22 protein-coding genes, 1 tRNA gene and 1 riboswitch are annotated in these 24,013 nt (G+C 61.0%); of the genes, 10 read left to right on the top strand and 13 right to left on the bottom strand.

The genetic code is table 11. From position 1 onward, the window contains the following. The first annotated feature begins 230 nt into the window (after window positions 1-230). The 4 genes from M6D32_RS06805 (at window position 231) to M6D32_RS06790 (ending at window position 3,736) form a co-directional block, all read left to right on the top strand. On the top strand, window positions 231-1,883 hold the full coding sequence (locus tag M6D32_RS06805) for a hypothetical protein (protein ID WP_298254641.1): 1,653 nt from the start codon (window positions 231-233) through the stop codon (window positions 1,881-1,883). 78 nt (window positions 1,884-1,961) lie between these two features. Continuing rightward, window positions 1,962-2,435, top strand: a complete 474-nt coding sequence (locus tag M6D32_RS06800; protein ID WP_298254639.1) for an FMN-binding protein — start codon at window positions 1,962-1,964, stop codon at window positions 2,433-2,435. Further along, complete coding sequence (locus M6D32_RS06795) at window positions 2,416-3,327, top strand: FAD:protein FMN transferase (RefSeq protein WP_298254637.1); 912 nt, start codon at window positions 2,416-2,418, stop codon at window positions 3,325-3,327. The genes M6D32_RS06800 and M6D32_RS06795 overlap by 20 nt, the downstream gene beginning before the upstream one ends. Beyond that, complete coding sequence (locus tag M6D32_RS06790) at window positions 3,317-3,736, top strand: hypothetical protein (RefSeq protein WP_298254635.1); 420 nt, start codon at window positions 3,317-3,319, stop codon at window positions 3,734-3,736. Before M6D32_RS06795 ends, M6D32_RS06790 begins: the two co-directional genes overlap by 11 nt. A gap of 14 nt (window positions 3,737-3,750) precedes the next feature. Here the strand turns inward: M6D32_RS06790 and M6D32_RS06785 are convergent, their stop codons facing one another. Next, the gene (locus tag M6D32_RS06785) at window positions 3,751-4,425 is read right to left on the bottom strand and encodes an LON peptidase substrate-binding domain-containing protein (protein ID WP_298254665.1); all 675 of its coding nucleotides are present in this window, start codon (window positions 4,423-4,425) and stop codon (window positions 3,751-3,753) included. A 747-nt stretch (window positions 4,426-5,172) separates the two neighbouring features. Continuing rightward, entirely contained in the window at window positions 5,173-6,090 is a 918-nt protein-coding gene (gene trxA, locus M6D32_RS06780; RefSeq protein WP_298254633.1) for a thioredoxin, read from the bottom strand. A gap of 237 nt (window positions 6,091-6,327) precedes the next feature. On the opposite strand from trxA, the gene M6D32_RS06775 reads away from it, so the two are divergent. The 3 genes from M6D32_RS06775 (at window position 6,328) to M6D32_RS06765 (ending at window position 8,537) form a co-directional block, all read left to right on the top strand. Beyond that, entirely contained in the window at window positions 6,328-6,804 is a 477-nt protein-coding gene (locus M6D32_RS06775) for an SRPBCC family protein (protein WP_298254631.1), read from the top strand. A 138-nt stretch (window positions 6,805-6,942) separates the two neighbouring features. Beyond that, a tRNA-Gly gene (locus tag M6D32_RS06770) sits at window positions 6,943-7,017 on the top strand. Between the two features lie 251 nt (window positions 7,018-7,268). Next, on the top strand, window positions 7,269-8,537 hold the full coding sequence (locus M6D32_RS06765) for a PQQ-dependent sugar dehydrogenase (protein WP_298254629.1): 1,269 nt from the start codon (window positions 7,269-7,271) through the stop codon (window positions 8,535-8,537). Window positions 8,538-8,546: 9 nt separating this feature from the next. On the opposite strand, the gene M6D32_RS06760 is transcribed toward M6D32_RS06765, so the two are convergent. Continuing rightward, the gene (locus M6D32_RS06760) at window positions 8,547-8,789 is read right to left on the bottom strand and encodes a hypothetical protein (protein ID WP_298254627.1); all 243 of its coding nucleotides are present in this window, start codon (window positions 8,787-8,789) and stop codon (window positions 8,547-8,549) included. Here M6D32_RS06760 and M6D32_RS06755 point away from each other — a divergent pair. Next, entirely contained in the window at window positions 8,788-9,375 is a 588-nt protein-coding gene (locus M6D32_RS06755; protein WP_298254625.1) for a c-type cytochrome, read from the top strand. The genes M6D32_RS06760 and M6D32_RS06755 overlap by 2 nt on opposite strands. A 162-nt stretch (window positions 9,376-9,537) precedes the next feature. Here the strand turns inward: M6D32_RS06755 and panE are convergent, their stop codons facing one another. The 5 genes from panE to M6D32_RS06730 all read right to left on the bottom strand — a co-directional run bounded on the left by panE (window position 9,538) and on the right by M6D32_RS06730 (window position 14,255). After that, entirely contained in the window at window positions 9,538-10,458 is a 921-nt protein-coding gene (panE, locus tag M6D32_RS06750; protein ID WP_298254624.1) for a 2-dehydropantoate 2-reductase, read from the bottom strand. 156 nt (window positions 10,459-10,614) lie between these two features. Beyond that, window positions 10,615-11,352, bottom strand: a complete 738-nt coding sequence (locus tag M6D32_RS06745) for an SDR family oxidoreductase (protein ID WP_298254622.1) — start codon at window positions 11,350-11,352, stop codon at window positions 10,615-10,617. 162 nt (window positions 11,353-11,514) lie between these two features. After that, window positions 11,515-12,123, bottom strand: a complete 609-nt coding sequence (locus tag M6D32_RS06740) for a 2-hydroxychromene-2-carboxylate isomerase (RefSeq protein ID WP_298254620.1) — start codon at window positions 12,121-12,123, stop codon at window positions 11,515-11,517. A 90-nt stretch (window positions 12,124-12,213) separates the two neighbouring features. Continuing rightward, window positions 12,214-13,563, bottom strand: a complete 1,350-nt coding sequence (locus M6D32_RS06735; RefSeq protein ID WP_298254618.1) for an MATE family efflux transporter — start codon at window positions 13,561-13,563, stop codon at window positions 12,214-12,216. A gap of 89 nt (window positions 13,564-13,652) precedes the next feature. Then, the gene (locus M6D32_RS06730) at window positions 13,653-14,255 is read right to left on the bottom strand and encodes a DUF2239 family protein (protein ID WP_298254616.1); all 603 of its coding nucleotides are present in this window, start codon (window positions 14,253-14,255) and stop codon (window positions 13,653-13,655) included. 201 nt (window positions 14,256-14,456) lie between these two features. Between M6D32_RS06730 and M6D32_RS06725 the strand changes: the two genes are divergently transcribed. Next, window positions 14,457-15,122: a glutathione S-transferase gene (locus M6D32_RS06725; RefSeq protein WP_298254614.1), complete on the top strand. Its 666-nt coding sequence runs from the start codon at window positions 14,457-14,459 to the stop codon at window positions 15,120-15,122. Window positions 15,123-15,145: 23 nt separating this feature from the next. On the opposite strand, the gene purH is transcribed toward M6D32_RS06725, so the two are convergent. From purH to M6D32_RS06710, 3 genes are all read right to left on the bottom strand, one after another. After that, window positions 15,146-16,738, bottom strand: a complete 1,593-nt coding sequence (purH, locus tag M6D32_RS06720) for a bifunctional phosphoribosylaminoimidazolecarboxamide formyltransferase/IMP cyclohydrolase (RefSeq protein WP_298254612.1) — start codon at window positions 16,736-16,738, stop codon at window positions 15,146-15,148. Window positions 16,739-16,762: 24 nt separating this feature from the next. Next, window positions 16,763-16,843: riboswitch (ZMP/ZTP riboswitch) on the bottom strand. A 230-nt stretch (window positions 16,844-17,073) separates the two neighbouring features. Next, a complete protein-coding gene (locus tag M6D32_RS06715; RefSeq protein ID WP_298254663.1) occupies window positions 17,074-18,765 on the bottom strand; it encodes a heparinase II/III family protein in 1,692 nt (563 codons plus the stop codon). A gap of 196 nt (window positions 18,766-18,961) precedes the next feature. Further along, a complete protein-coding gene (locus M6D32_RS06710) occupies window positions 18,962-20,317 on the bottom strand; it encodes a transcription antitermination factor NusB (protein WP_298254610.1) in 1,356 nt (451 codons plus the stop codon). 514 nt (window positions 20,318-20,831) lie between these two features. On the opposite strand from M6D32_RS06710, the gene M6D32_RS06705 reads away from it, so the two are divergent. Continuing rightward, entirely contained in the window at window positions 20,832-21,047 is a 216-nt protein-coding gene (locus M6D32_RS06705) for a DUF1674 domain-containing protein (protein WP_298254608.1), read from the top strand. 37 nt (window positions 21,048-21,084) lie between these two features. Here the strand turns inward: M6D32_RS06705 and M6D32_RS06700 are convergent, their stop codons facing one another. Next, window positions 21,085-21,594 carry a L,D-transpeptidase gene (locus M6D32_RS06700; RefSeq protein ID WP_298254606.1) on the bottom strand — a complete coding sequence of 170 codons (510 nt, stop codon included), beginning with the start codon at window positions 21,592-21,594 and terminating at the stop codon, window positions 21,085-21,087. Between the two features lie 399 nt (window positions 21,595-21,993). Then, a complete protein-coding gene (gene acs / locus M6D32_RS06695) occupies window positions 21,994-23,943 on the bottom strand; it encodes an acetate--CoA ligase (protein ID WP_298254604.1) in 1,950 nt (649 codons plus the stop codon). Window positions 23,944-24,013: the final 70 nt, after the last annotated feature.

Genomic DNA, 24,013 nt, shown 5'->3' with positions numbered 1-24,013 from the left:
TGCAACACTGAAAGGAACGTCAGAGTCGCCACACTAGTGGGGCGCGGCTGACGTTTGCCGTCGTCAAACGTCGCTCCCAACCTGGCTCTCGATGTTTAGTTTTGTTCTAATTCTAAAGTAGAGAGATTCCAGTCTCGCCAGCCCATTTTCGAATCCCGGAAATTGCTGGCAATGATTACTACGTGCCCGCGAAATCGCGGAGCTCCTGATCTCCGCGGATTGGGGGCTTCATGTCGCGGTGTCATTCTCTGCACGTCTCTTCGTCGCTATTGCCTTTGCTGGGCCATTCGATGCGGCGGATGCTGCTCGCCGCGACCGCGGTATCTCTCGTCGGTTGCAGCAGCGCCTGGGCTGCCGACGGCGACGTCAACGCCGCCGTATTGAAAAAAATGGAGGCGATGGAGAAGCGCATCGAGTCGCTTGAAGCTCAGCTCAAGCAAAAGCGTATCGCCGATGCCGCAGGGCCGGCATTGTCGGCCGACAAGCCGGCGCCTGCCGACAGGAAGCAAGCTATCGGATCAGAAAAGGCGCAGAAGAAGCCGCCCGCGGCCGAGGCCGACAAAGGACCCCAAGTCGCCGCCGCACCGGAGCCGGCGCTGGATCCGAAAGGCAAGGCGTCATCAAAATCCAAGACCCCCGACTTTTCCACCGTGCCGTCGGATCTGCCGATCCTGGGCGTCGCTCCATCACCGGTGGCGGGCCTCAGCATCGGCGCTTACGGCGAGGTCAAGTTCGGGTCGATGCAAAATCCCGCCGCCAACGGTCAATGGCAGAATGGCTTCGATACCGCGCGCATGGTGCTGTTGCCGACCTATGCGATCACCGACAACATCATCTTCAACGCCGAAATCGAATTCGAACATGCCGGTTCGGGCTTCGACAACGATGACAAACTGCATGGTACCGCTGAGATCGAGCAGCTCTGGATCGATTTCAAGATCATCGATCAGTTCAACTGGCGCGCGCCGGGCATCGATCTGGTGCCGATCGGATACATCAATCAGCATCACGAGCCGACGCAATTCTACAGCGTCAACCGGCCCGAGCTCTACAACAGCATCATTCCCTCGACCTGGAAGGCGCCGGCCACCAGCGTCTACGGCACGATTACCGACGGCTTGACGTATCAGGTCATGCTCAGCGCGACCAACGAGGACTTTGGCGATTCCTTTGATAATCGCACGGATGCCAAGACCGTGCCCCCGCCCGGCACGCCCTATTTTCCGGGTATTGACGGGCTCAATGCTCTGGCATTCTCAAACCCGCCGCTTGGGAGCTTCCAGCAGCTCTCCAACGCGCTTGCCGCATCCGGTCGGCTTGACTTCGCGCCAAGCTTCCTTCCGGGCTTTAACGGCAGTGTCAGCGGCTATTTTTCGCCAAACACGACGCCGCGCGGCGCCCACGACGATTTTGGCAACTTCCTCGGCAGTTCGAGCCTTGCCATGTTCGACGCCGAATTCCGCTATCGCGTCCCCGATACGGGTCTCGAACTCCGCGGCGAATTTGTTCGTGTCGCATTCGGTAATCCTGCAAACCTGCGCGCCAACAACGACAGCGACCCAACCGACAATGTCGGAAACGCGATGTTCGGCTATTCCGGCGAGATCGCCTATCACGTTCCGCTCGGCACCATTCTGAAGAGCGATTGGGAAGCCGTGCCGTTCTATAACTACACTTACGAAAATCTCCAGGCTGGCGGGTTCGCCGGAACCGACGCCAACTTGCCGACCGGGGCCGGTCAGCGCCAATTCCATACCGCGGGCGTTGCCGTATTCCCGTCGCCCAAGATCGTGCTGAAAGCGACCTATCAACACGTCATAGACAAGAGCCTCGTCGGCGCGCTTTCGGATTCGTACCTGGGTGGCGTGGGCTTCTTCTTTTAGGGCGGTGAGAAGCAAGTATGAAGAAACCGCCCTGGAGGGAGGGCGCGGCTGAATCGAATGACGGAAATCGGGTGAACTATGACGGAATGGATTCGATATGTGTTGCCGGCGGCTGCGATCGCGTCGGTCGCATCGCCTGTCTATGCGATGGAATATCTGTCGATTGAGGAAGCGCAGAAGCAGGCGTTCCCGTCCGCGACCCAGTTCATCGCTATTCAGGCAGGAAGGATATGGAAGGCCGAAGCGGGCGGACGCGTCACCGGCTATTTCATCTTCGACCGGGTCGTCGGCAAACATCTTTATATCGACTACGCCGTTGCGCTGACTCCCGCGGGAGCCGTACACAAGGTCGAAATCCTGCAATATCGCGAATCTTACGGAGGCGAGGTCCGAAGCCCCAGCTGGCTTGCGCAATTTGTCGGGAAAACGAACGCCAGCCCGCTCAAGATCAACGGAGATATCAGGAATATTGCAGGTGCGACGCTGTCATCGACGCACGTTACCGAGGGCGTGAAGCGGATATTGGCAGTCTATGGCAGCCGACTTAAATAGGGTGCGCCGCGCCAGACCGTTGCTCGGGACCTTCGTCGAAATCGAAGCGGCGGGGCCCGTGCAAGCCGAGGTCATCAGCGCGATCGATGCCGCGTTCGAAGCGGTCTCGATCGTGCATACGCTGATGAGTTTTCACGACCCGGACAGCGATGTGAGCCGCCTCAATCGGGAAGCTTTCGACCAGCCAGTCAAGGTTCATGAATGGACCTTGGATGTTCTCAAGACGAGCATTGAGCTTCATCGCAGGTCGGGCGGCCTCTTCAATGTTGCCGTCGCGCCAATCCTGCAGCGCATGGGACTGCTGCCGTCGCCTGATGACGCCGCCACAGGGGGGCGGAGGCCTGTGCTTGATGCGGTCGAACTGCTCGAACGTTCGATGATCCGCTTTCGCCATCGCCATGCGAAGATTGATCTCGGAGGAATAGCAAAGGGCTTTGCCGTCGATCGCGCGCTGGATGCGCTGCGCGGATCGGGCTCGCTAGCCTCTGGCATCGTCAATGCCGGCGGCGATCTCGCCGCCTTTGGAGCGGTGGTGCAATCGGCTCACATTCGCCATCCGCGCGATCCAGGCCGCGTAGTGTGCCGCGTCGATTTCGCCAACGAAGCGCTGGCATCGAGCGCGCGGCGGTTCGATTCCTTTCGGTCGACGGAAACCGCGGTGTCCGCGATCGTTGATCGCGACGGTCAAACTCCAGCAAATGCAATCGACGGCGTGACGGTGCGGGCTCCATCCTGCATGATCGCCGACGCGTTGACCAAGATCGCCATGATTTCCGGGACGGACGCGGGCAGCTTGCTTGAGCACTACAATGCAAGTGCGCTACTGATCACCTCGGACGCCGAAATCCAGATCTCCCCTGATTGGCAAAACGCAGTGCACCTTGCGGCTTAGTTCTTCATTCCGATACGCGATCTATGCGACCTTTGCGATCCTGGTGCTCACCGGGGCCGGTTGGCTTGTGGCGGATTGGCAAAAGGATATCTCGAGCGACGAAATCTGGCAGCAAAGCATCGCCTATCTCCTGATGGTGCATGGCGGCGCCGCAATGGCGGTGCTTCTCCTGCTCGGCGCCCTCATTCCGGTTCACCTGTTACGCTCGTGGCGGAGCCGGAAGAACCGCATTTCCGGATCAGCGATGGCAATTTTCAACGCGATCCTGATCGCGACTGCTTTCGGGCTCTATTATCTAGGATCGGAAACGTTGCGGCCGTGGATAAGCTGGATCCACATCGCCGCCGGATTTTCATTGGCCATGCTGTTCCCGCTGCACATTTACTGGGGTCGGCGCAAGCTGCCTTAGGGTCTCTGTCTGCGTTATTGCAATCCAGTGTCGTTGCTGGTGCGCTTCTTGGCGAGATCCATTTCGGTGATCGCGATCAGGATTTCGGCGCGGGTCTTGAGGTCGGGCGCCTCCAGCATCGCCTGCTTTTCCGGCGGCCCGTAGGGCGACATCATCGCAAGCGCATTGACCAGGGCCTCGTTGGGCGCGTTTTCGATGCCTTCCCAGTCGACCTTGAGGTCGTTGGCCTTCAGAAAATCCGTCAGCGCTTTCAGCAGAGCCTTGCGATCGACGGCGTTCTCGCCCTTTCGCGCCGTAAAGTCGTCGAGATAGGGAAAATAATCCACCCTGCATTGCCGATAGGCGGTCAGCACGGTCTGTTCCTCGACGATCTTGAAGCGCGAGATACCCGTGAGTTCGAGGACGTAGCGGCCGTCGCCGGACTCGGCGAGCTGTGTGATACGTCCGACGCAGCCGACGTGAAACAGCTTCGGTCGTGCCTCGTCCGGCGAGTGCGCGACATCGGGCTGGATCATTCCGATCAGGCGATGGCCGTCGCGAAAGGCGTCGTCGACCATGGCAAGATAGCGTTGCTCGAAAATATTGAGCGGCATTTGCCCGCGTGGCAGCAACAGCGCGCCCGGCAGCGGAAACACCGGAATGATCTCGGGCAGGTCGGAAGGTCCGCGATATTCGGCATTGATCGGCATTGCGGTCACCAGCGCATATCGTGGCTCTAGTGCGGCGAATTTGAAGTTCCGATCAGTTTCGCCGCGAGTCCATCATAGGAACGTCAAATTCAAAGCCGCACTAGAATTCATTAAGTTGCTAGAGCTCCTTTGATTCCGAAGTTCGTATAAGAGGTCGCCCAAATTGCATACGAACTTCGGAATCGGAGCTCTAGTGGTCCGATTCTAACATTTGCATCCCGATATGGCAGGCACTATTGCAAATGTTAGAATCAAAGGACCACTAGCAAATATGAGTTTCTAGTGGAGTTTTGAATTTGACATTCGCTTTGCGCATTTCCGGCTACGGGGGTAGCGAATGTCAAATCCACTCCACGTGCGGCGAATTTGAAGTTCCTATCAGCGTTGCGGCAAGTCCGTTATAGGAACTTCAAATTCGAAGCCGCACTAGAAATCAATAAGTTACTTGAGCTCCTTTGATTCCGAAGTTCGCATCAGAGATGCCGCGGATAGCTTGCGAACTTCGGAATCGGAGATCTAGTGCGGTGAATTTGAAGTTCCTATCAGTTTCGCGGTAATCTCGTCATAGGAACTTCAAATTCTAAACCGCACTAGAATCATATAATTGGCTAGTGCTCCTTTGATTCCGAAGTTCGTAAACGTGGAGCCCCAATATGATACGAACTTCGGAATCGGAGCACTAGTCAGCCCACGTCCTTCGTACCCTTGATGAAGCGGGCCAGCCCGTGGCCGCGGCAGGTTCGAAAACTACGAGAACAGGATCGTCGACAGCCGCTTTCTTCCTTCAACGGTCGCTTCGTCGGTTGCGCCCCACGCATCGAAGAACTGTACCAGCTGCTTGCGGGCGCCGTCGTCGCTCCACTTGCGGTCCCGCTTCACGATTTCGAGCAGCTGCTGGGTTGCCTCGGTACGCTGGCCGGCCGCGTTGAGCGCGGTCGCGAGATCGAACCGCGCCTGATGGTCTAGCGGGTTTGCGGCGACTTTCTGTTCAAGTTCGGCGAGCGGCCCAAGCGAGCTTGCCTGTTCGGCCAGATCAATTGTGGCCTGGACAGCCTTGACCGCGGCATCGCCGCGCTTGGATTCGGGAACCATCGCCAGCGTTTGCTTTGCCTGGTCGATCGCGCCGGTCGTGGCATAGCATTTCGCCAGCCCGGCAAGCGCTGCGATATTGGTGGAGTCGGCGGAGATGACTTCCGTGTAGATCGAAGCGGCGGTCGCGGGATCGCCTTCGGCGAGCACCGCCTCGGCCTCCTGGAGCACCTCCGCGATGTTAGGGCCGCTCGGCATGCCGGCGGTCAACTTGTTGACGAAGGCCGTGACCTGGCTTTCCGGCAAAGCACCCATAAAGCCGTCGGCCGGCTGGCCGTTGACGAAGGCGATGACAGCCGGAATCGACTGGATGCCCATCTGGCCCGGAATCGCCGGATGCTCGTCGATGTTCATCTTGACCAGCTTCACCTTGCCGTTGGCGGCGCGGACGACCTTCTCAAGAACCGGCGTGAGCTGCCGGCACGGTCCGCACCACTGAGCCCAGAAATCGATCAGCACCGGCTGCCGCTTGGATTCCTCGATCACGTCCTTGACGAAGGTCTGGGTGGACGTGTCCTTGATCAGATCGGCCGTTGCCTGCGGTGCGGCTCCGTTACCCTGCTCTACTATCGTCACGGGAATCCTCGTCTGATGTCATGCCGGTCGTCTGGCCGACCGCGACTGTCTAGCACGGTCCGGCCTCGCCGTTCAGAACTTCTCACCCCCAAATGGCGGCTGCTTGCGAAATTTCAATCGATTCTCCGCGATTTGGCCCGAGGTGCGCCCCGGTCGAAGGCTGCCGGAGAACGGGTGGGCATCGGCCCCCTGTCTCCTCAAAATGGCAGGGTATTCCGAGCTTCAGGAAGGCAAGCCATGGCGAAGGCCTATTACAGCACCGTGTTCGAGCAGCCGGCCCAGGGCATTTGGGAAATCATCCGCGATTTCAATAACTATACGGTGTGGGTACGCGGCGCCGGCGAGAGCCGGATCGAGGACGGGAAATCGGGCGACTGCGTCGGCGCCGTCAGAAATGTGCTGTACCAGGGCCGGCGCATCCGCCAGCGGCTGATCGCTCAATCCGATGTCGAGCGGTCGCAGACGTACGAGTTTTGCGAGGCTCCGACATTGCCGATGACCGGCTTCCAGGCGACACTGCGGGTCACCCCCGTGACCCACCGCGATCATGCGTTCGTTGAGTGGTGGACCCATTTCGATTGCGAACCCGCGCGCCGCGATGAGCTCGTCGAAACCTTGAAGGGTTGGTTCGGAAGCTGGCTCCAATCCCTGCGTGACTCGATGGAGTCCCAGCCAGCGCAGTTCCCGGCCGCGGTTGGTTCAGGCTCTGAATAGGCCATTTCAGGCCGATTTCGCCAAAATGGCTGCGATATCGGACGTTTAAGCTATTTTCGATTGCCCGCTGCTGGCTGTTGCATTCGCGGTCCGCATTTGGCATAGGTCTGCCGGTCGCTCAGGCGACTCCCTAAGGATGCGGGTGTAGCTCAGGGGTAGAGCACGACCTTGCCAAGGTCGGGGTCGAGGGTTCGAATCCCTTCGCCCGCTCCAGGTTTCCGCCAATACAGCGGCAGGTATATCCGATCGACCTGTCGTTTGGTGGAATTCTATTTTCCGAAAATGTGCGCAATTCGCATCGAGCGGATTCGATATCGACTTTAGGCCCGGGCTTTGCGCGCTTCTCTCCCGCAAAGGATGTGCTAGGATTTTTCCGGCCTCGCACGCAGATCAAGGTTCTGCCGCAGAGGTGTTTGAAAAAACGAAAATCTCAGCCGTGTCGGCTGTACAGGGAGAGAGACGCGATGAAATCGGCTTTCAATCGATGTATTCTTGCGTTCACAACGGTCCTCGCGGTGGGGGCAATCGGTGGTCAGGCCTGCGCGCAGGACAAGCCTCTGAAAAAATACGAATCCGGCAACAAGGAATTCTGGACTCATCCGCCGGATGACTGGTTCCTCGGCGATGAGACCCAGGCCCAGAAGGGTCTGACACCAAAAGCTGGTCCGCCGACCGGTTCCTCCGACGCCGAGCTCGCCGCAACGCTCAAGAACATCAAGCTGCCGCCGGGCTTCAAGATTGAGGTCTACGCCTCCGGTGTTCTTTCGGCGCGGCAGATGGCCTGGGGCGACAAGGGCACGCTCTTTGTCGGCTCGTTCGGCCTCGGCAACGTCTATGCCATCACGGACAATGGCGGCAAGAAACAGGTCAAGACCATCCTCAAGGGTCTCAATCCGCCGATGCCCACCGGCATCGCTTTCAAGGATGGCGCGCTGTACGTCATAAATGTCAACAAGCTGATTCGGTATGACAATGCCGAAGCCAATCTCGACAAGCTCGGCGAAGGCAAGGTCGTCTATGACGACATGCCATCCTATGCCGCACATGGTTGGAAATATCTCGCCGCCGACAAGGATGGCTGGTTCTATATTCCGTTCGGACCTCCTTTCAACATCGGCATTCCGCCGACCAGCGTGTCGCAGATCCGGCGCGTCGATCCCAAGACCGGCAATGCCGAACTGGTCGGGCTTGGCGTCCGCAACAGCGTCGGCGGCGACGTCGATCCACGCACCGGCAAATACTGGTTCACGGAGAATGCGCGCGATTGGCTGAGCGACGATACGCCAAGCGACAAGCTCAACATGATCTCGAAACTCGGCGAGCACTTCGGCTATCCCTATTGCCACGAGGGCGACATCCCCGATCCGAAGTTCGCCATGGGCCACAAGTGTTCGGAGTTTACGCCGCCCGTGCTCAAGCTCGGTGCGCACGTCGCTCCGCTCGGCATGAAGTTCTATACCGGCAACATGTTCCCGGCCGAGTACAAGAACTCGATCCTGATCGCCGAACACGGCTCGTGGAATCGGCATAAGTATCAGGGCGCCCGCATCGTCCGCGTCACGGCCGATCCGGACGGCAAGAATGCGAAGGAAACGGTGTTCGCCGACGGATGGCTCGATGGCGACCAAAGCTTTCACGGCCGTCCCGACGACATCCTCCTCAACAAGGATGGCTCGATCCTCGTCGCCGATGACTGGGCCGGTGCGATCTATCGCATCAGCTACAGCAAGTAGAGGCTAAATTTAAAAAGAGCTGCGGCCGCCCGGCAACGGACGGCCGCAGATTTTGCTTCTGGTGCCCACTTTCCGAAGTTCGTGCAATACCTCAGCTTCCACTTTCACGAACTTCGGAAAGTTATGGGCACCAGCAAATTTGATTCTAGCGTCGCTTCTATTGAAGTTCCTGGATCGAATTCGCCGCTTGTGGTGCAGGAACTTCAAATAGGCGGCGCTAGGCAGCGAATGAAATGTGATGGTGCCGCTCATGCTCCGATCTCTTCTCAGCATCCTCTGCGCAACCGCCGTGTCGGCTGCTCTGACCGCAGCCTCATTTGCCGCCGATCTCGAGGCGGCAAAGAAAAAGGCCGAAATTTGTGCCGGCTGTCATGGCGAGAACGGCATCTCGCAAATGGAAGGCGTTCCCTCGCTGGCGGGACAGCCCGACCAGTTCATTCAGTGGCAGCTGGTGTTCTTCCGCGCCGGCTCGCGCAAGAACGAGCAGATGCAGTCAATCGTCGAACAGCTCGACAACACGGATATCCGCAACCTGGGGGCCTATTTTGCTTCGCTCGCGCCGCCAAAAGCGCCGCCGGACAACGATCCCGATCTATCGAAGAAGGGTGCGCAAGCCGCCGTCGGCCGGCGCTGTGCCAACTGCCATACCGATAGTTTTGCGGGCACCAACGCGGTGGCGCGCATCGCCGACCAGCGCGAGGAATATCTCCTGAAAGCGCTGCACGACTACAAGTCGAGCGTGCGATCGGGCGGCGGGATGGCGGCGATGGCCGACGTCGCCTACCCCTTGAGCGAGGAAGAGATCACGGCGCTGGCGCATTATCTCGCGCATCTGTAGAGCATGATCCGGAAAAAGTGTGTAGCGGTTTTCCGAAAAGATCATGCTCGATCAAAGATCTAAAACGCGATCATGATTCAACCCAATCTCATCGCGCTCTAGCGGCCTTATCGCCTGGGGAGCGGCGACTTCGCCGCGTCTCGAAGGAGTATATCGAGGAAGTCAGCCGCGCTGGTTCTCATACGTCTTCAGATGCGTGTAGGCGATCTTGAGTTTCGGCAACGGCACCTTCGCGGCGTCGCCACGCGCGATCAAGTCGCCGATGATGTGATCGGCCTCGACCTTCAAGCCAGCCTTGACGTCGCGGAACATCGAGGCGGTGAGTGGCGAGCCCTCCGCGGTCAGCAAGCCCCGAACACGTTCGAAGAACGGGCCGGTGGGCCTGTGACCTTCGCTTGAAGCAACGGCGCTGCATTCATCGAGCATGCCGAGGATGAAATCCCTGCCTCCCGGGGCTGCAAGGATATGACCTATCGGCGCACGCATCGTGCAGGTGGAAGCGGCAAGCGAGGCGAGGAAAACCCATTTCTCCCACATGTCCTGGATCACTTGTTTGCTCGCCGCCGCGCCGAATTTGCCGCTCGCCATGGCGTCCGCGATCGCCTCCACCCGGTCCGAGACCTTGCCGTCGCGCTCGCCAAATCCGAGCGACTGCATCGGCGCCAGCTGAACGATCTCGCGCTGCTCGTTGAGGGTCACGGCAATCGCGCACAGCCCGCCCAGCACGGCAGGGGCGCCGAACCGTCGGTCGAGCACGTCGAGATGACGCATGCCGTTGAGCAGCGGCAGAATGGCGGTTTTCGGTCCGACGGCCGGCGCGAACGATTTGATCGCGTCATCCAGGTCGAAGGCCTTGCAGCTCAACAGCACGAGATCGAAGGTCTTGTCGAGCTTGTCGGCCTGCACCGTCGGTGGCGCTGTCAGGGTGACGTCGCCGCTCGGGCTCTTGATGACGAGGCCTGCGGACGCAAGTTCAGACGCGCGCCGCGGCCGGACCAGAAATGTCACGTCACGGCCGGCCTGCAACATGCGGCCGCCGAAATAGCCGCCGATGGCTCCGGCGCCAACCACGAGAATGCGCATGGGATGGGTCCTTCTTTCACGTCAAGAGCGGGTAGGCGAATAGCGAATAGGGAGTAGCGAGTAGTAAGGGAAGTTCGGCTTTGGCATTGCTTCCATTCGCTATTCGCTACTCCCTATTCGCTCCCCTCCGCTATTCGCCGCTCACCATTCGCTTCCTCACCACTTTTCGCCGAACGGACGAATTTCGAGCTCAAACGTCCAGGCGCTGCGCGGCTGCTGATAAAGCTGCCAATAGGATGCCGCGACGGAAGCGGGCGGCATCAGCAAATCCGGATTGTTGAGCGCTTCCTTGCCCCAGAGCTGCTCGCGCCGCTCCCGCACCCAGGCGGTGTCGACGCCTGAATCGATAATCAGATGTGCGACATGGATGTTTTTCGGACCCAGCTCGCGGGCCATCGATTGCGCCACCGCACGAAGGCCGAACTTGGCGCTCGCAAAGGCGGCAAAGCCGCTGCCGCCGCGCAGCGATGCCGTGGCGCCGGTGAAGAAGATGTTGCCCTGGCCTCGCGGCATCATCAGCCGAGCCGACTCGCGGCCGGCCAGGAAGCCCGCCCAGCACGCCATCTCCCAAACCTTCCGGAACACCCGATCGGTCGTTTCCAGGATCGGGAAATTGACGTTGGCGCCGACGTTGAAAATGGTCGCCTCGAGCGGCGCGTGCTTGTCGGCGTCATTCAGGAAGGCGGCGACCTCGTCTTCCTTTCGCGCATCGAGAGCGCGCGCGACAATCGACCCACCTGAGGCTTCGATCTCGCGAACGAGCGGCTCGAGCTTGGCGCCGTCGCGCCGGCCGGCGAAGACGGTGAACCCTTCAGCGGCAAATTTCTTCGCGATCTCGGCGCCGATATAGTCGCCGGCGCCGATCACGGCCACGGTGGCGTTGCGTTTTTGCATGTGACGGTCTCCTGCGCCTCGTCTTGAAGAATGGAGGTTCAATTGACGTCATTCCGGGATGGTGCGCGAGCACCAGACCCGGAATCTCGAGATTCCGGGTTCGCTCATATTATTCGCCCCGGAATGACGGCACAGTGCGACGCTTCGCTCGCATTCGCGACGTCAACTCCCCAGCACCATCTCCTCAACGTCGCGCAACTGCTCCTTGCCGAAGAAGATCTCGTTGCCGACGAAAAATGTCGGCGAGCCGAACGCGCCGCGTTCGACGGCAGCTTGCGTGTTCTCGATCAGTTTTGTCTTCACGTCGGCCTCGCTTGCGCGGGCGAACAGCTTTTTTGAATCAAGACCGGATGCCTCGAGCGCGCCAAGCGCGACTTCCGGATCGTCCATTTTCTTTGGCTCGACCCACATATGATGAAAGGCGGCATCGACGTATTTCTCGAAAACGCCCTCGAGCTGGGCGGCCACCGCTGCACGCATCAAATTCAGCGTATTGACCGGAAAGAACGGATTCCAGGTGTACGGCTTGACCTGAAAGCGTTTCAGGAATCGTTGCGTCTCGATCTCCTGGAATTCGCGCTTGTTCTTGATCCCGGCAAGTGTCTCAGCCGGCGAGCGGTTGTTGGTGGCCTTGAAAATGCCGCCGAGCAAGACCGGCACGTATTCGAATTTCGCCCCGATCCGTTTCTCGATCGGTGGGATCGCTTCATGGCTGAGAAAGGCGTTCGGGCTGCCGAAATCGAACATGAATTGCGGTGCTGTGGGGCTCATGAGCGTCTCCAGGGTGCCGGAACGAGTCATCATTGTGACGCAACCGAAGTGTCGCGTCCATCCTTTTTATGATGCGTATCATACCTTGACTCAGATCAGCCGCTTGATGGCACGTTTGCGCCATACCATCAGGTAATAGCTCATTTGCAGGAAGAACATCGCGCTGAACGTGATCGGATAGGCGGTCCAGATGCCGTCGATTCCGATCGTCCGGCCGAGCAGGATCGCGGAGGGAACTTCGATGCCGGCAATTGCGAACATCTGGATCGACAGCGGCGCCCATACCGTTCCGCTTGAGCGCATCGCCCCCGAAAACACCAGCGCCATCCCGAACACCACCGAACTCCACAACACGATGCGCAACAATCTTTGCGCTAGCTCAAGAACGGCGGGGTCGGTGATGAAGAAGCCCATGATGAGCCGCGATAACAGATAGGCCACGGCCACCAGGCTGCCGGTCAGGACGAGATTCATGACAAGCCCGGTGCGCACGATGGACCCGATCCGGTTCGACTGACCGCGGCCGATGGCCTGCGCACCAAAGATCGAGACGGTAATGGCGATCGACACCGCCGGGAACTGGGCAAACCCCAAAACCTGATTGACCGCGCCATAGGCGGCGGTCGCGCCAGCGCCGTAGCCGTTGACGAGACCAAGCAGGACCAACTCCGCCACCGACATGGTCACGATGCCGGCGGCCGAGGGAATTCCAATGTTGAGGACCTTGCGCAGGAAGGTTCTGTCGATCCACATCGCGCGCAGAAATGCGCCATCGAAGGCAAGGACATGTCGACGGCGCCGAAGGTCCAATGTCAGCCATAACAGCGTGAACACGCCTGAGATCACCGACGCCCATGCGGCGCTGGCGGTGCCGAGCCGCGGCAGGCCGAGCCAGCCCTTGATCAAGGCAGGCGTCGCCACAAGGCCGAGCCCCGCCGAGATCGCGAGCGCCACCAGCGGCGTCAACGTATCGCCGGTGCCGCGTAGCATCGAGGTCAGCAGAATAAAAACGAACGTCAGCGGCATCGAGACCAGCATGATGCGGGCATAGGATTCCGCTGCGTCGAGAATGGCAGGCGGCGTGGCGAGCGCGATCAGGATTTGCCGGCAGAACAGGCCGCCGAAAACAGCGATCATCGCCGAACCAAACAGGGCGACGGTCAAGGTCGTCCCCGCGACGGCCCTCACCTTCTCCGGTTCGCGCGCGCCCCAGGCTTGGCCGATCAACACGCTGGCGCCAGCGCCTAGCCCGATGACGAAGGAGATGAAGAAGAACATCATCGGGAAAAACGCCGACACAGCCGCCAGTGCGTCCACGCCGATCATCTGGCCGAGATAGATGCCGTTGATGGTGCCGACCAGGGATTGCAATATGTTGGTCAGCATCATTGGCGCCAGGAAGACCAGAAATGTCCTCCAGAGAGGCGGGGAATCGGACACGGGCTTTTCCTGGTTGACGTGGCGCAAGGGGTTGGCGCCCGCAATCTGGCGGTTCGAGGTTGCAGGGGTTAGAGAGCGATTGTGTTTAGTTAGGGATCAGCGCGGTCGCTAAAGGCAAGCTTGACGATGTGGTCGCGGATATCGTCGGGCCAGCCGGCGATCTGTTCGCTGAAACGCCGCCGCGCGCCGGCGAACAAGGCGCGCGAGGCCTCCTCGAAGCCGGGCAGGTTGCCCGCCATCGCGGACATGAAGTGATACGCCGCGTCCCTTGCCGCACGATGACGGTCGGCATCGCCATTGCTGCGGCGCGCTTCCTCGACCAGTTTTCGTAACGCCACGGACGCCCCGCCGGGCTGAGCGGCCAACCAATCCCAGTGACGTGGCAACAACGTCACTTCGCGGGCCACCACGCCGAGCTTTGGCCGGCCGCGACTGCGGGTCTCCGATGCAGTCGGCTCAGCGGCTGGCTCTTCCGGGGTCGAAGGCGTCAGTCGCGCGACGATCTCCTCGTCCGTGCCGCGCAGGTCGACGTCGATCGACCGCCCACTGGAGTCATCGAAGATCAGGACTGGCTCAGCGGTGACCGGTCTTGTCGTTTTTCTGACCGCAAGGGCCACATCGGCCAGTGAGCCGGAGGCGAGTTGCCGGTGGCCAATGAAGGCCGTGAACCATTGGGAGTGGGCTTGAAGCATTGTGAAAGCTCGAATTTTTGATTTTCTTCCGTAATTATACCCGGACAAATTAGGAAGTCAATATTACCCGGGTATAACTCATCCGGGCGCGGCCTCATTCTTCGCCCCTATTGGATCGATGGGCCGAGACTCATCGCCATCACGCCCGTCCGCTGCTAGGAGATCGAAAGCCAGAAATGACAGGCGCAGGGGGACGTCGCGATGCTCACGGTTCATCATCTCAACAATTCGCGTTCGCAGCGGGTGCTCTGGCTGCTGGAGGAACTCGGCGTCGCCTACGACATCGTGCGCTATCAGCGTCAGTCGGACATGCGGGCGCCGGCCGACTTACGCGCGATTCATCCGCTCGGAAAATCGCCGGTCATCACCGATGGCGGCAAGACGATCGCGGAATCCGGCGCGATCGCCGAATACCTCGTAGGCACTTACGGCAACGGAAGCCTGATCCCGCCGCCCGATACGCCGGAACGTTTGCGCTACACCTATTGGCTGCACTATGCGGAAGGTTCCGCGATGCCGCCGCTCCTGATGAAGCTGTTGTTCACGCTCATGCCACGGCGCGCGCCCGCCTTGCTTCGTCCGCTGGTGCGCAAGGTCTGCAATCAGGCGCTGTTGGCCATCGTCAATCCGCAGCTGAAGCTGCACATGGCGTTCTGGGAAGGCGAACTCTCCAAGAGCGAATGGTTCGCAGGCGACGCCTTCACCGCCGCCGATATCCAGATGAGCTTTCCGCTGGAGGCCGCGGCGGCGCGCGGCGGCCTCGAACAGGGCCACCCCAAGGCGATGGCGTTTCTGGAGCGGATCCACGCGCGGCCCGCCTATCAGCGCGCGCTGGAAAAAGGCGGGCCTTACGCGGTCGGGCGCTAAGCCCGGCCATTTTGCTGCGGCGCTTAATGCCGGAAGTGACGCACGCCGGTGAACACCATGGCGATGTTATGGGCGTCGGCGGCTTCAATGACTTCGTTGTCGCGCACGGAGCCGCCGGGCTGGATCACTGCGGTGGCGCCTGCTTCAATGCAGGCCAGCATGCCGTCGGCGAACGGGAAGAAGGCGTCGGAAGCGACGACGGAGCCCTTGGTGAGCGGCTCGGCCAGCTTCAATTCGCGCGCGGCATCCCCGGCCTTTCGCGCGGCGATGCGCGCCGAATCCACCCGGCTCATCTGGCCCGCGCCGATCCCGACGGTGGCGAGATCCTTCGCATAGACGATCGTGTTCGATTTGACGTGCTTGACGACGCGGAAAGCGAACATCAGGTCGCGCATTTCTGCTTCAGTCGGCTCGCGTTTGGTCGCGACCTTCAGCACCATGTCATCGACCACAGCGTTGTCGCGGCTCTGCACGAGTATACCGCCCGCGACAGTCTTTGCCGTCAGCCCCACCGCACGCGGATCGGGCAGCCTGCCGGTGAGCAACAGCCGAAGATTGCGCCGTTTGGCGACGACCGCGGCGGCTTCGTCCGTCGCCTCGGGTGCGATGATGACTTCGGTGAAGATTTCAGTGACGGCCTTCGCCGTTTCCGCATCGAGCCTGCCGTTCAGCGCGATAATGCCGCCATAGGCCGAGGTTGAATCGCAGGCGAGCGCCCGGCGGTAGGCGGTGACGAGATCAGGCCCCTCGGCGACGCCGCAAGGGTTGGCGTGCTTGACGATGACGCATGCCGCTGTGCGCCTGGGGTCAAACTCGGCGACGCATTCGAAGGCCGCGTCGGTGTCGTTGATGTTGTTGTAGGACAATTCCTTGCCCTGCAACTGCAGCAGGGTCGAGACGCCGGGCCGGCTTTCGGGCAGGCGATAGAACGCAGCCTTCTGATGCGGGTTCTCGCCGTAGCGCAGCGCCTGAATCAGGCGTCCGCCAAAGGCGCGGAAATCCGGCGCTTCGGTATTGAGTTCGGACGCGAACCAATTGGAAATCGCGGCGTCGTAGGCGGCGGTGCGCGCGTAGGCCTTCGCCGCAAGACGCCGGCGCAGGTGCAACGTGGTTGCGCCCTGATTGGCCTTGAGCTCATTGAGAACGGCCTGATAGTCGCTGGCGTCAACGACGACGGCAACGTCGTTGTGGTTCTTGGCCGCGGCGCGGATCATCGCGGGCCCGCCAATATCGATGTTCTCGACACACTCCTCGAAATCGGCGCCTTTATCGACGGTGGCTTCAAACGGATAGAGGTTGACCACCAGAAGGTCGATGGGCTCGATATCGTGCCTCTTCAGCGCGCTGGTGTGATCGGCTTTGCCGCGGATGGCGAGCAGCCCGCCATGCACTTTCGGATGCAGCGTCTTGACGCGGCCATCCATCATTTCCGGAAAGCCGGTCAGCTCAGAGACGTCCTTGACCTTCAATCCGGCTTCCGCGATCGCTTTCGCCGTGCCGCCAGTGGAAATGAGCTCGACGCCGTGGAGGGCAAGCGCACGCGCAAATTCGAGCAGGCCCGATTTGTCGGAGACGGAGAGCAAAGCACGGGTGATGTGGCGAAGTTGATCGGTCATGGGCAAGATCCTCTGTTCAAAGGGTGCTTTTGCCCAGGCGCGCGGCGGCTACTCTCACGCTTCCCGATGGTGCTCCATCCAAAGTCGCCAGTCGCGCGAGCGATGGCTGGTTAGCAGTTTTCAGCCGCGTTCACAACCGCCAGGCCTTGGCCTCATACCTTGGGCAGCATCTTCCTAGTGTGGCGGTTCAGAAGTCCGCATCATTACTGCCGCGGGCTCGTCATGCGGACTTCTGAACCAAAGCCACACTAGATCAATAGGCTTGCTGGTGTCCTTTCGATTCCGAAGTTCGAATCGTGGCTCCGTAAAAGGCTACGAACTTCGGAATCGGGACATTAGAGCGGCAGCTCCGGCTCGCGGCGGGTGCTGCGCTTTGCTGCTATGGTCGATGGCGACGACGTCGAGCGCGCGAAATTCCAGCGGATCGACGGCGCATGGTGCGACTCCTGGCGGATCACGATCTGGGAGGTGCGGCGCGGTCCGTCATTGCCGGCCAGAAACACGCTGTCCTCGAGTTCGACCCTGTCGTCGAGCGCCTCGAACGTCCAAACGTCGCGGTTCGGCAATACCAGCATGACGCCTCTGGCGTCGCTGAGACGGCTTGCCTTCACCGAAGGGTGAAGGTGGAACCGGAGCGCATAGTCGGTTTCGTTGGCCTTGCTTCGTCCCTCTGGCGCCAGCACCGCGGTGTCTTCACCGTCGAGCCGCGTGCCATCCGGCGCGAGCATCAGCGTTCGGCGATGGATCACGCCGAACCGGTGGAGGTAGCCGTCGTGCGAAGCCGTCAGCAGTATGCCGTTGGCGACGGCCTCGCGATGGCTTTCGACCTCGGTCGGACCGCTGACGATCGGCGCTCCTTGCAACAGCCGCTTCATCGCGGAAAATTCCACGAACTGGCACGACGACGTGTCGTGATAGGTCAGCGTCGAATGGGCCACCGTGCCTCTGGCAAAGCTGCGCCAATTGTCGCGGCTGGTCGACGGCATGCCGCAATTGGTGACGATCCGGCTCGTGCCTGCGGACAGTTCGAACGAAAGGCAGCCGGCATGCGCATCCTGGCTGACGCTTGGCGGCGGCGCCGGTCCGGTGTCCATGATCACGACGGTGTTGCCGGCATCCAGCCGCTGAAATCCGGTGTGCGGCATGTTCGACATCGGCGCACCGTGGGTGTCGTCATAGGCGAGCAAGGTCGCAAGCACGTCGGAAGGGGTGCCGCTCATTCCGTTGAACAACGCAAAACTGCCGTCGCCGTGCCGGAAGAAGCGCAACATCGGCATCATGCGGTCGATGGCGTTCAACAAGGCGCCTGGCGGGGCGATATTGCGCGCGGCGAAGGTCTGACGCAGCGGCAAAAGATCGGTCAGAAGCTCGATCAGCGCGCCGGGGTTGCGCGAGATGTGGCCTCCGTCGGGCAGGATCTGCCGCTGCAACTCCTCCGAAAGCTTGCGCGCGGCGTTCCGAATCTGGTTTGCCTGATTGGCAAGACAAAGCGAGGAATAACACAGAGCGATGAGCACCTGCAGCCGCGGCACGCCGTCCGCGATGTCGATCGTCGCGGAACGCAAGTATCGGATTTCGCGGGAAAGCCCGCGCAGATAGCGCCGATAGAATTTGCCGTCGGTGTCGCCGAGAACCAGCGGGGCTTGCGACAGCAAGGAGATGACGCGGCGCGCGCGCACGTCGGCGCGCCGCGCCAGCGGCCGCTTGAAATTTGGATTTGAAAGCCAGTCGTCGACCAGCGCGCGGGCGTTGGCGCGGGTCAGCGCGGTATCGGCGGCGCGCAAATGCCGCAACCATCCGAACCCGAGGAGCGCCGTTTCCCAATCCTCCGACGGCGGCTCGAGCTCGAAGATGGAGCGGCCGTGGCAGGTGACGATCTTGCCCGCGAAGACGAAGCGGCCGGCGTAGATCTCAGCCGCGCGCGTTGCGTCCGCGGTGCGCAGGTCGTGCGGCGCGATGATGAGGCGGTCGGTCCGGCTCGGCCACAATGACGACAACGCCACCGAGCCGGCGCCCGCCCGCGCCATCAGGTTGCGTGCAACGCGGCTGAGGATCAGCGTCGAGATACGTCTGCGTTGTGACACGCCCTGCCTTGGCTGGGAGGATTCTTTCCGGCCCCTTTTAATCCGGAAATGCCGCCAAAACACCACCTTGAAACGGTCCGAATCAGCGCAGCAGGCTCAAAAGCGGTGCAAAATCAGGATTTAGCCAGGTAGTACCCGTCTAATTCCGCCGCACCAGCCGCGCCGCGTAAAACCCGTCGAGGCCGCCAAGCCTCGGATCCGGATGCGGCAGGTGGCTGGGAAGGGTACGCAGATCGCCGTCGGGATTGAGGATTTCGCCGAGGCCTGCGACCTCGCTCGCCTCGATCCGCATGCGCTGCATCGTTGTTTCGACCTTCAGAAGTTCCGATATCGCTTGCTCACCTTCTTCCGGCTCGAGCGAACAGGTGCAGTAGACAAGCATGCCGCCAGGCTTGAGGGCGCTGACGGCGCGTTGCAGCAGTCGCTTCTGCGCGGCCGCCAACGGCGCAATGTCGGACTCCTGCCGCAGCCAGCCGATGTCGGGATGACGCCGGATCGTTCCGGTCGAGGTGCAGGGAGCATCGATCAAGATGCCGTCGAAACCTTCGCCCTGGTTCTGGCCGAGCCATTCGGCGCCGTCGGCCACCGCTAACTCCGCATTCAACGACAGCCGCTCCAGGTTGTCACGCAACCTCGCCATGCGGGCGGGCGAGCGATCGACCGCCGTCACCTGCGCGCCGCCGTGGACGAGTTGAGCGGTCTTGCCGCCCGGCGCGGCGCAGAGGTCGACGATCTTCTTGTTCGCGATGTCGCCGAACAGCCGAGCCGGTAGCGCCGCGGCGGCGTCCTGCACCCACCATTGGCCCTCGGTGAAACCGGGCAGCGTCGTCACCGAGCCCTGCAGCAGCGTGCGGACGGAGCCGGTCGGCAGCGTTTCGCCATGCAGCCGCGTCGCCCATTGCGTCGGGTCGGACTTCACGCTGATATCAAACGACGGTTCCTGCCCGAGCGCGGTTGCGATGTCGCGCGCAGCCGTGTCGCCGTAATGGGCCGACCAGCGCGCGAGCAGCCACGGCGCCACGTCGAGATTCTTCGACTTCACTTCGTCGATCAGCGGCTGGCCTTCACGCGCGCAGCGCCGCAGCACCGCGTTGACGAGGCCGGCATATTTCGCGGCGCGCCGATCCGATTGCACGAGCCGTACCGACAGATCGACAGCGGCATGGTCGGGCACATCCATCCAGAGAATTTGCGCGGCGCCGATCAAAAGCGCGCTTTGCGCGCGGGGCGCGTCGGTCGGAACGCCGCGATCAAGGAGCCGTGAAAGAACATGGCCGAGCGTGCCCAATCGCCGCAGAATCGTTGCGACCAGCCGCCGCATCAGCGCGCGGTCACGGTCGGAAAGACCTTTCAATGCAGGATGGGCGGAAGCGCCGTCGAGCTGTTCGTCGAGCGTGCGGTGCTTGTGCAGGACGCCGTCGAGAATGTCGGCTGCGATCCGCCGCGCCGCGAGGCCAGGCGCTTCAGTGGGCAGAGCGAATCGTTGCGGGGGCATGGAGAAGGTACATCTTGTATCGTGGCGCAGCAATTCGCATGTCAGCTCGTGGAGAGGATTTGACATTCGCGGCCGCTAGAAAAGGAAGGGATGCGAATGCCGGGATCGGGTCATTAGTGTCCTGGTTCTGACATTCGTATCATATCACAGCCTCACATTTACGAATGTCAGAACCAAAGGAACACTAGCAACTATGTGATTCTAGTGTGGCTGTGACTCAGACGTTCCTTTGATGAACTCGCGGCGGCCGCTGAAAGGAACGTCAGTGTCGCCACACTAGTGCGGCGAATTTGAAGTTCCTATCAGTTTCGCCGTGAGTTCGTTATTGGAACTTCAAATTTAAAGCCGCACTAGAAACAATAAGTTGCTAGAGCTCCTTTGATTCCGAAGTTCGCATCGGCGGGGCCGCATAGCTTGCGAACTTCGGAATCGGAGCTCTAGCCGGCAGGAATCGCTTTGGCATGAGAATATGCCATTTATAAGAATCTGGCGTATGACTTCGAGGTGACCAGCTATGACGGACGAGGCATCCGGGCCAAAGCCAGCCGCATCCGCGAGCGAACGTGAGCTCCCGCCGGCGGCCCAACGCGCGCTGGCCGAAGCCGAAGCGCGGCGGAAGGCCGCGGCGCTTGAGGCAAAATCGCCCTCGAAGGAGTTTCAGGGACCAAAGGGCCCCGAGCCGACGCGGTATGGCGACTGGGAGAGCAAGGGTATCGCCTCCGATTTTTGAAGTCGCGATGTCTGAAGTCAAAGATGCGTTGCCGCGATCAGCGCGTCACCACCACCGTGGTGCCGACCGAAACCCGCTCGTACAGGTCGGTGATGTCGCCGTTGAGCATCCGGATGCAGCCATAGGATACGAAGCCTCCGACGGAGCCCGGCCGGTTGGTGCCGTGGATGGCGTATTCGCCGCCCGCCAGCGTCATGGCGGCAACTCCCATCGGATTGTGCGGCGAGCCGCCAGGTATAAGATCGGGAATGCTCGGAATGTCGTGCTTGACTTCGGTCGGCGGTGACCAGGCCGGGTTGCGGTACTTGCCGCTGATCCGCGTGGTGCCGGACCACTGCTTGCCGTATTTGCCGACGCCGACCGGATAACGAACGGCACGGCCGGAATCGAGGATGAGGTAGAGGCGACGCTCGTTGGTTTTGATCACGATCGTCCCCGGCGAATATTCGCTGCTGACCCCGACCATCTCGGGACGCGCGTGCGCGGTACTGGTGGCCAGAAGCCCCATGCCGATGGTGGCCGCCGCCACCGCCATCCTGAACGACATTGATCTCTCCAATACGACCCAACCATTCGAAACTGGCCGGTTCCCCTTCAAATATTAACCGCGCCGATTAACCCGCGTTGTGCACGCGCGTGCCGCAGCGTGGTTTGCGAGGGCGAGGAAAGAAAATGTTGGAAATAAAGTAAATGACTGGAAAACCACACTCTCCGAGGAACCGTCCGCTGCCGCCAACCTTCGAATGACAAGCGCGTGAAGCGAGCGCGGGCGGTTCCCAGACGTCGCGTGCAAAAGCGCCGACGGGACTCTTCTGCGCTCACGCTTCGTCATGAGCGCCGCGACAAACGACGCTTCGGCGTGAAGATGCCTTTGAGTCTAGCAATGGGTCAACAGCGCGTCACCAACAGCACGCCGTTGCCCCGTAACCGACGCAGGCTTTTCGGCTTACGCCGTCGCGCGCTTGTTCTGCCGGTTCTTGACGAGATCGTCGACGACGGCCGGATCGGCGAGCGTCGAGGTATCGCCGAGGCTGCCGGGATCGTCCTCGGCGATCTTGCGCAGGATGCGCCGCATGATCTTGCCGGAGCGTGTCTTCGGCAGGCCCGGAGCGAACTGGATCTGGTCGGGCGAGGCGATCGGGCCGATGTCCTTGCGCACCCACGCGACCAGTTCCTTGCGTAGTTCGTCGCTCGGCTCGGTGCCCGCCATCAGCGTGACATAGGCATAGATGCCCTGGCCCTTGATGTCGTGCGGATAGCCGACCACGGCTGCTTCCGACACCTTGTCGTGCGCGACCAGCGAACTTTCGACCTCGGCGGTGCCCATGCGGTGGCCCGAGACGTTGATGACGTCATCGACGCGGCCGGTGATCCAGTAATAGCCGTCGGCATCGCGCCGGCAGCCGTCGCCGGTGAAATACTTGTTCTTGTAGGTCGAGAAATAAGTCTGCTCGAAGCGGGCTTGATCGCCATAGACGGTGCGCATCTGCCCGGGCCAGGACCTGACCAGACACAGATTGCCGCTGCACTCGCCTTCCAGCACCTTGCCGTCGGCGTCGACGATCTGCGGCACGATGCCGAAGAACGGCCGCGTCGCCGATCCCGGCTTGAGCTTGGTGGCGCCGGGCAGCGGCGTGATCAGAATGCCGCCGGTCTCGGTCTGCCACCAGGTATCGACGATCGGGCAGCGGTGGTCGCCGACCACGCGGTGATACCACTCCCACGCTTCCGGATTGATCGGCTCTCCGACCGAACCAAGCAGGCGAAGCGAGGCGCGCGAGGTCTTCTGCACCGGCGCGTCGCCGGCCTGCATCAGCGCGCGGATCGCGGTCGGCGCGGTGTAGAAAATATTGACCTTGTGCTTGTCGATGACCTGCCAGAACCGCGAATTATCCGGGTAATTCGGCACCCCCTCGAACATCAGCGTGGTCGCGCCATTCGCCAGTGGCCCATAGAGAATGTAGCTGTGGCCGGTCACCCAGCCGACGTCGGCCGTGCACCAGTAGATGTCGCCCTCGTGATAATCGAACACGTATTGGTGCGTCATCGCCGTGAAGACGAGATAGCCGCCGGAGGTGTGCAGCACGCCCTTCGGCTGGCCGGTCGAGCCTGAGGTATAGAGGATGAACAGCGGATCTTCCGCGTTCATGTGCTCGGCCGGGCATTCCGTCGTCACGACGGCAGCCGCCTCGTGGTACCAGAAGTCGCGCGACGGATTCATGTCGACCTTGCCGCCGGTGCGCTTGACGACGACGACCCAGTCGACGCCGCCGGTCTTGGCGATCGCCGCATCGACATTGGCTTTCAGCGGAACTTTCTTGCCGCCGCGCAGGCCCTCGTCGGCCGTGATCACGAACTTGGACTGGCAATCGTTGATGCGTTGCGCCAGGCTGTCCGGCGAGAAGCCGGCAAACACCACCGAGTGAATGGCGCCGATCCGCGCGCAGGCGAGCATCGCGTAGGCCGCTTCCGGAATCATCGGCAGGTAGATCGTGACGCGGTCGCCCTTCTTCACATTGCGGGTGCGCAGGATGTTGGCGAACTTGCAGACCTCGTCATGGAGTTGCTTGTAAGTGATGTGTTTGGACTCGGAGGGGTCGTCGCCTTCCCAGATGATGGCGGTCTGGTTGCCGCGTTTTCCCAAATGCCGGTCGATGCAGTTCCAGGCAACGTTGAGAACGCCGTCTTCGAACCACTTGATCGAGATGTGGCCGGGCTCGTACGAGGTATTCTCGACCTTGGTGAAGGGCTTCATCCAGTCGATGCGCTTGGCCTGCTCGCCCCAGAAGCCGTTGGGATCCTTGACCGAGCGCGCATACATCTCGCGGTACTTGGCATCATCCACCCAGGCACGCTTCGCCCAGTCAGCCGGTACGTCGTAAATTTTCTCGGACATTTCGATCCCTCCACCCGATTGCGGCCCACTGACACGAGAAACCGCCGTCTTGCTTGTTGAAACGATTATG

This window comes from Bradyrhizobium sp., from assembly GCF_027307225.1.
In the GTDB taxonomy this organism is placed as follows: Bacteria; Pseudomonadota; Alphaproteobacteria; order Rhizobiales; family Xanthobacteraceae; genus Bradyrhizobium.
Note: the sequence above shows the minus strand (reverse complement) of the source record. Positions and strands in the feature narration are given on the sequence as shown.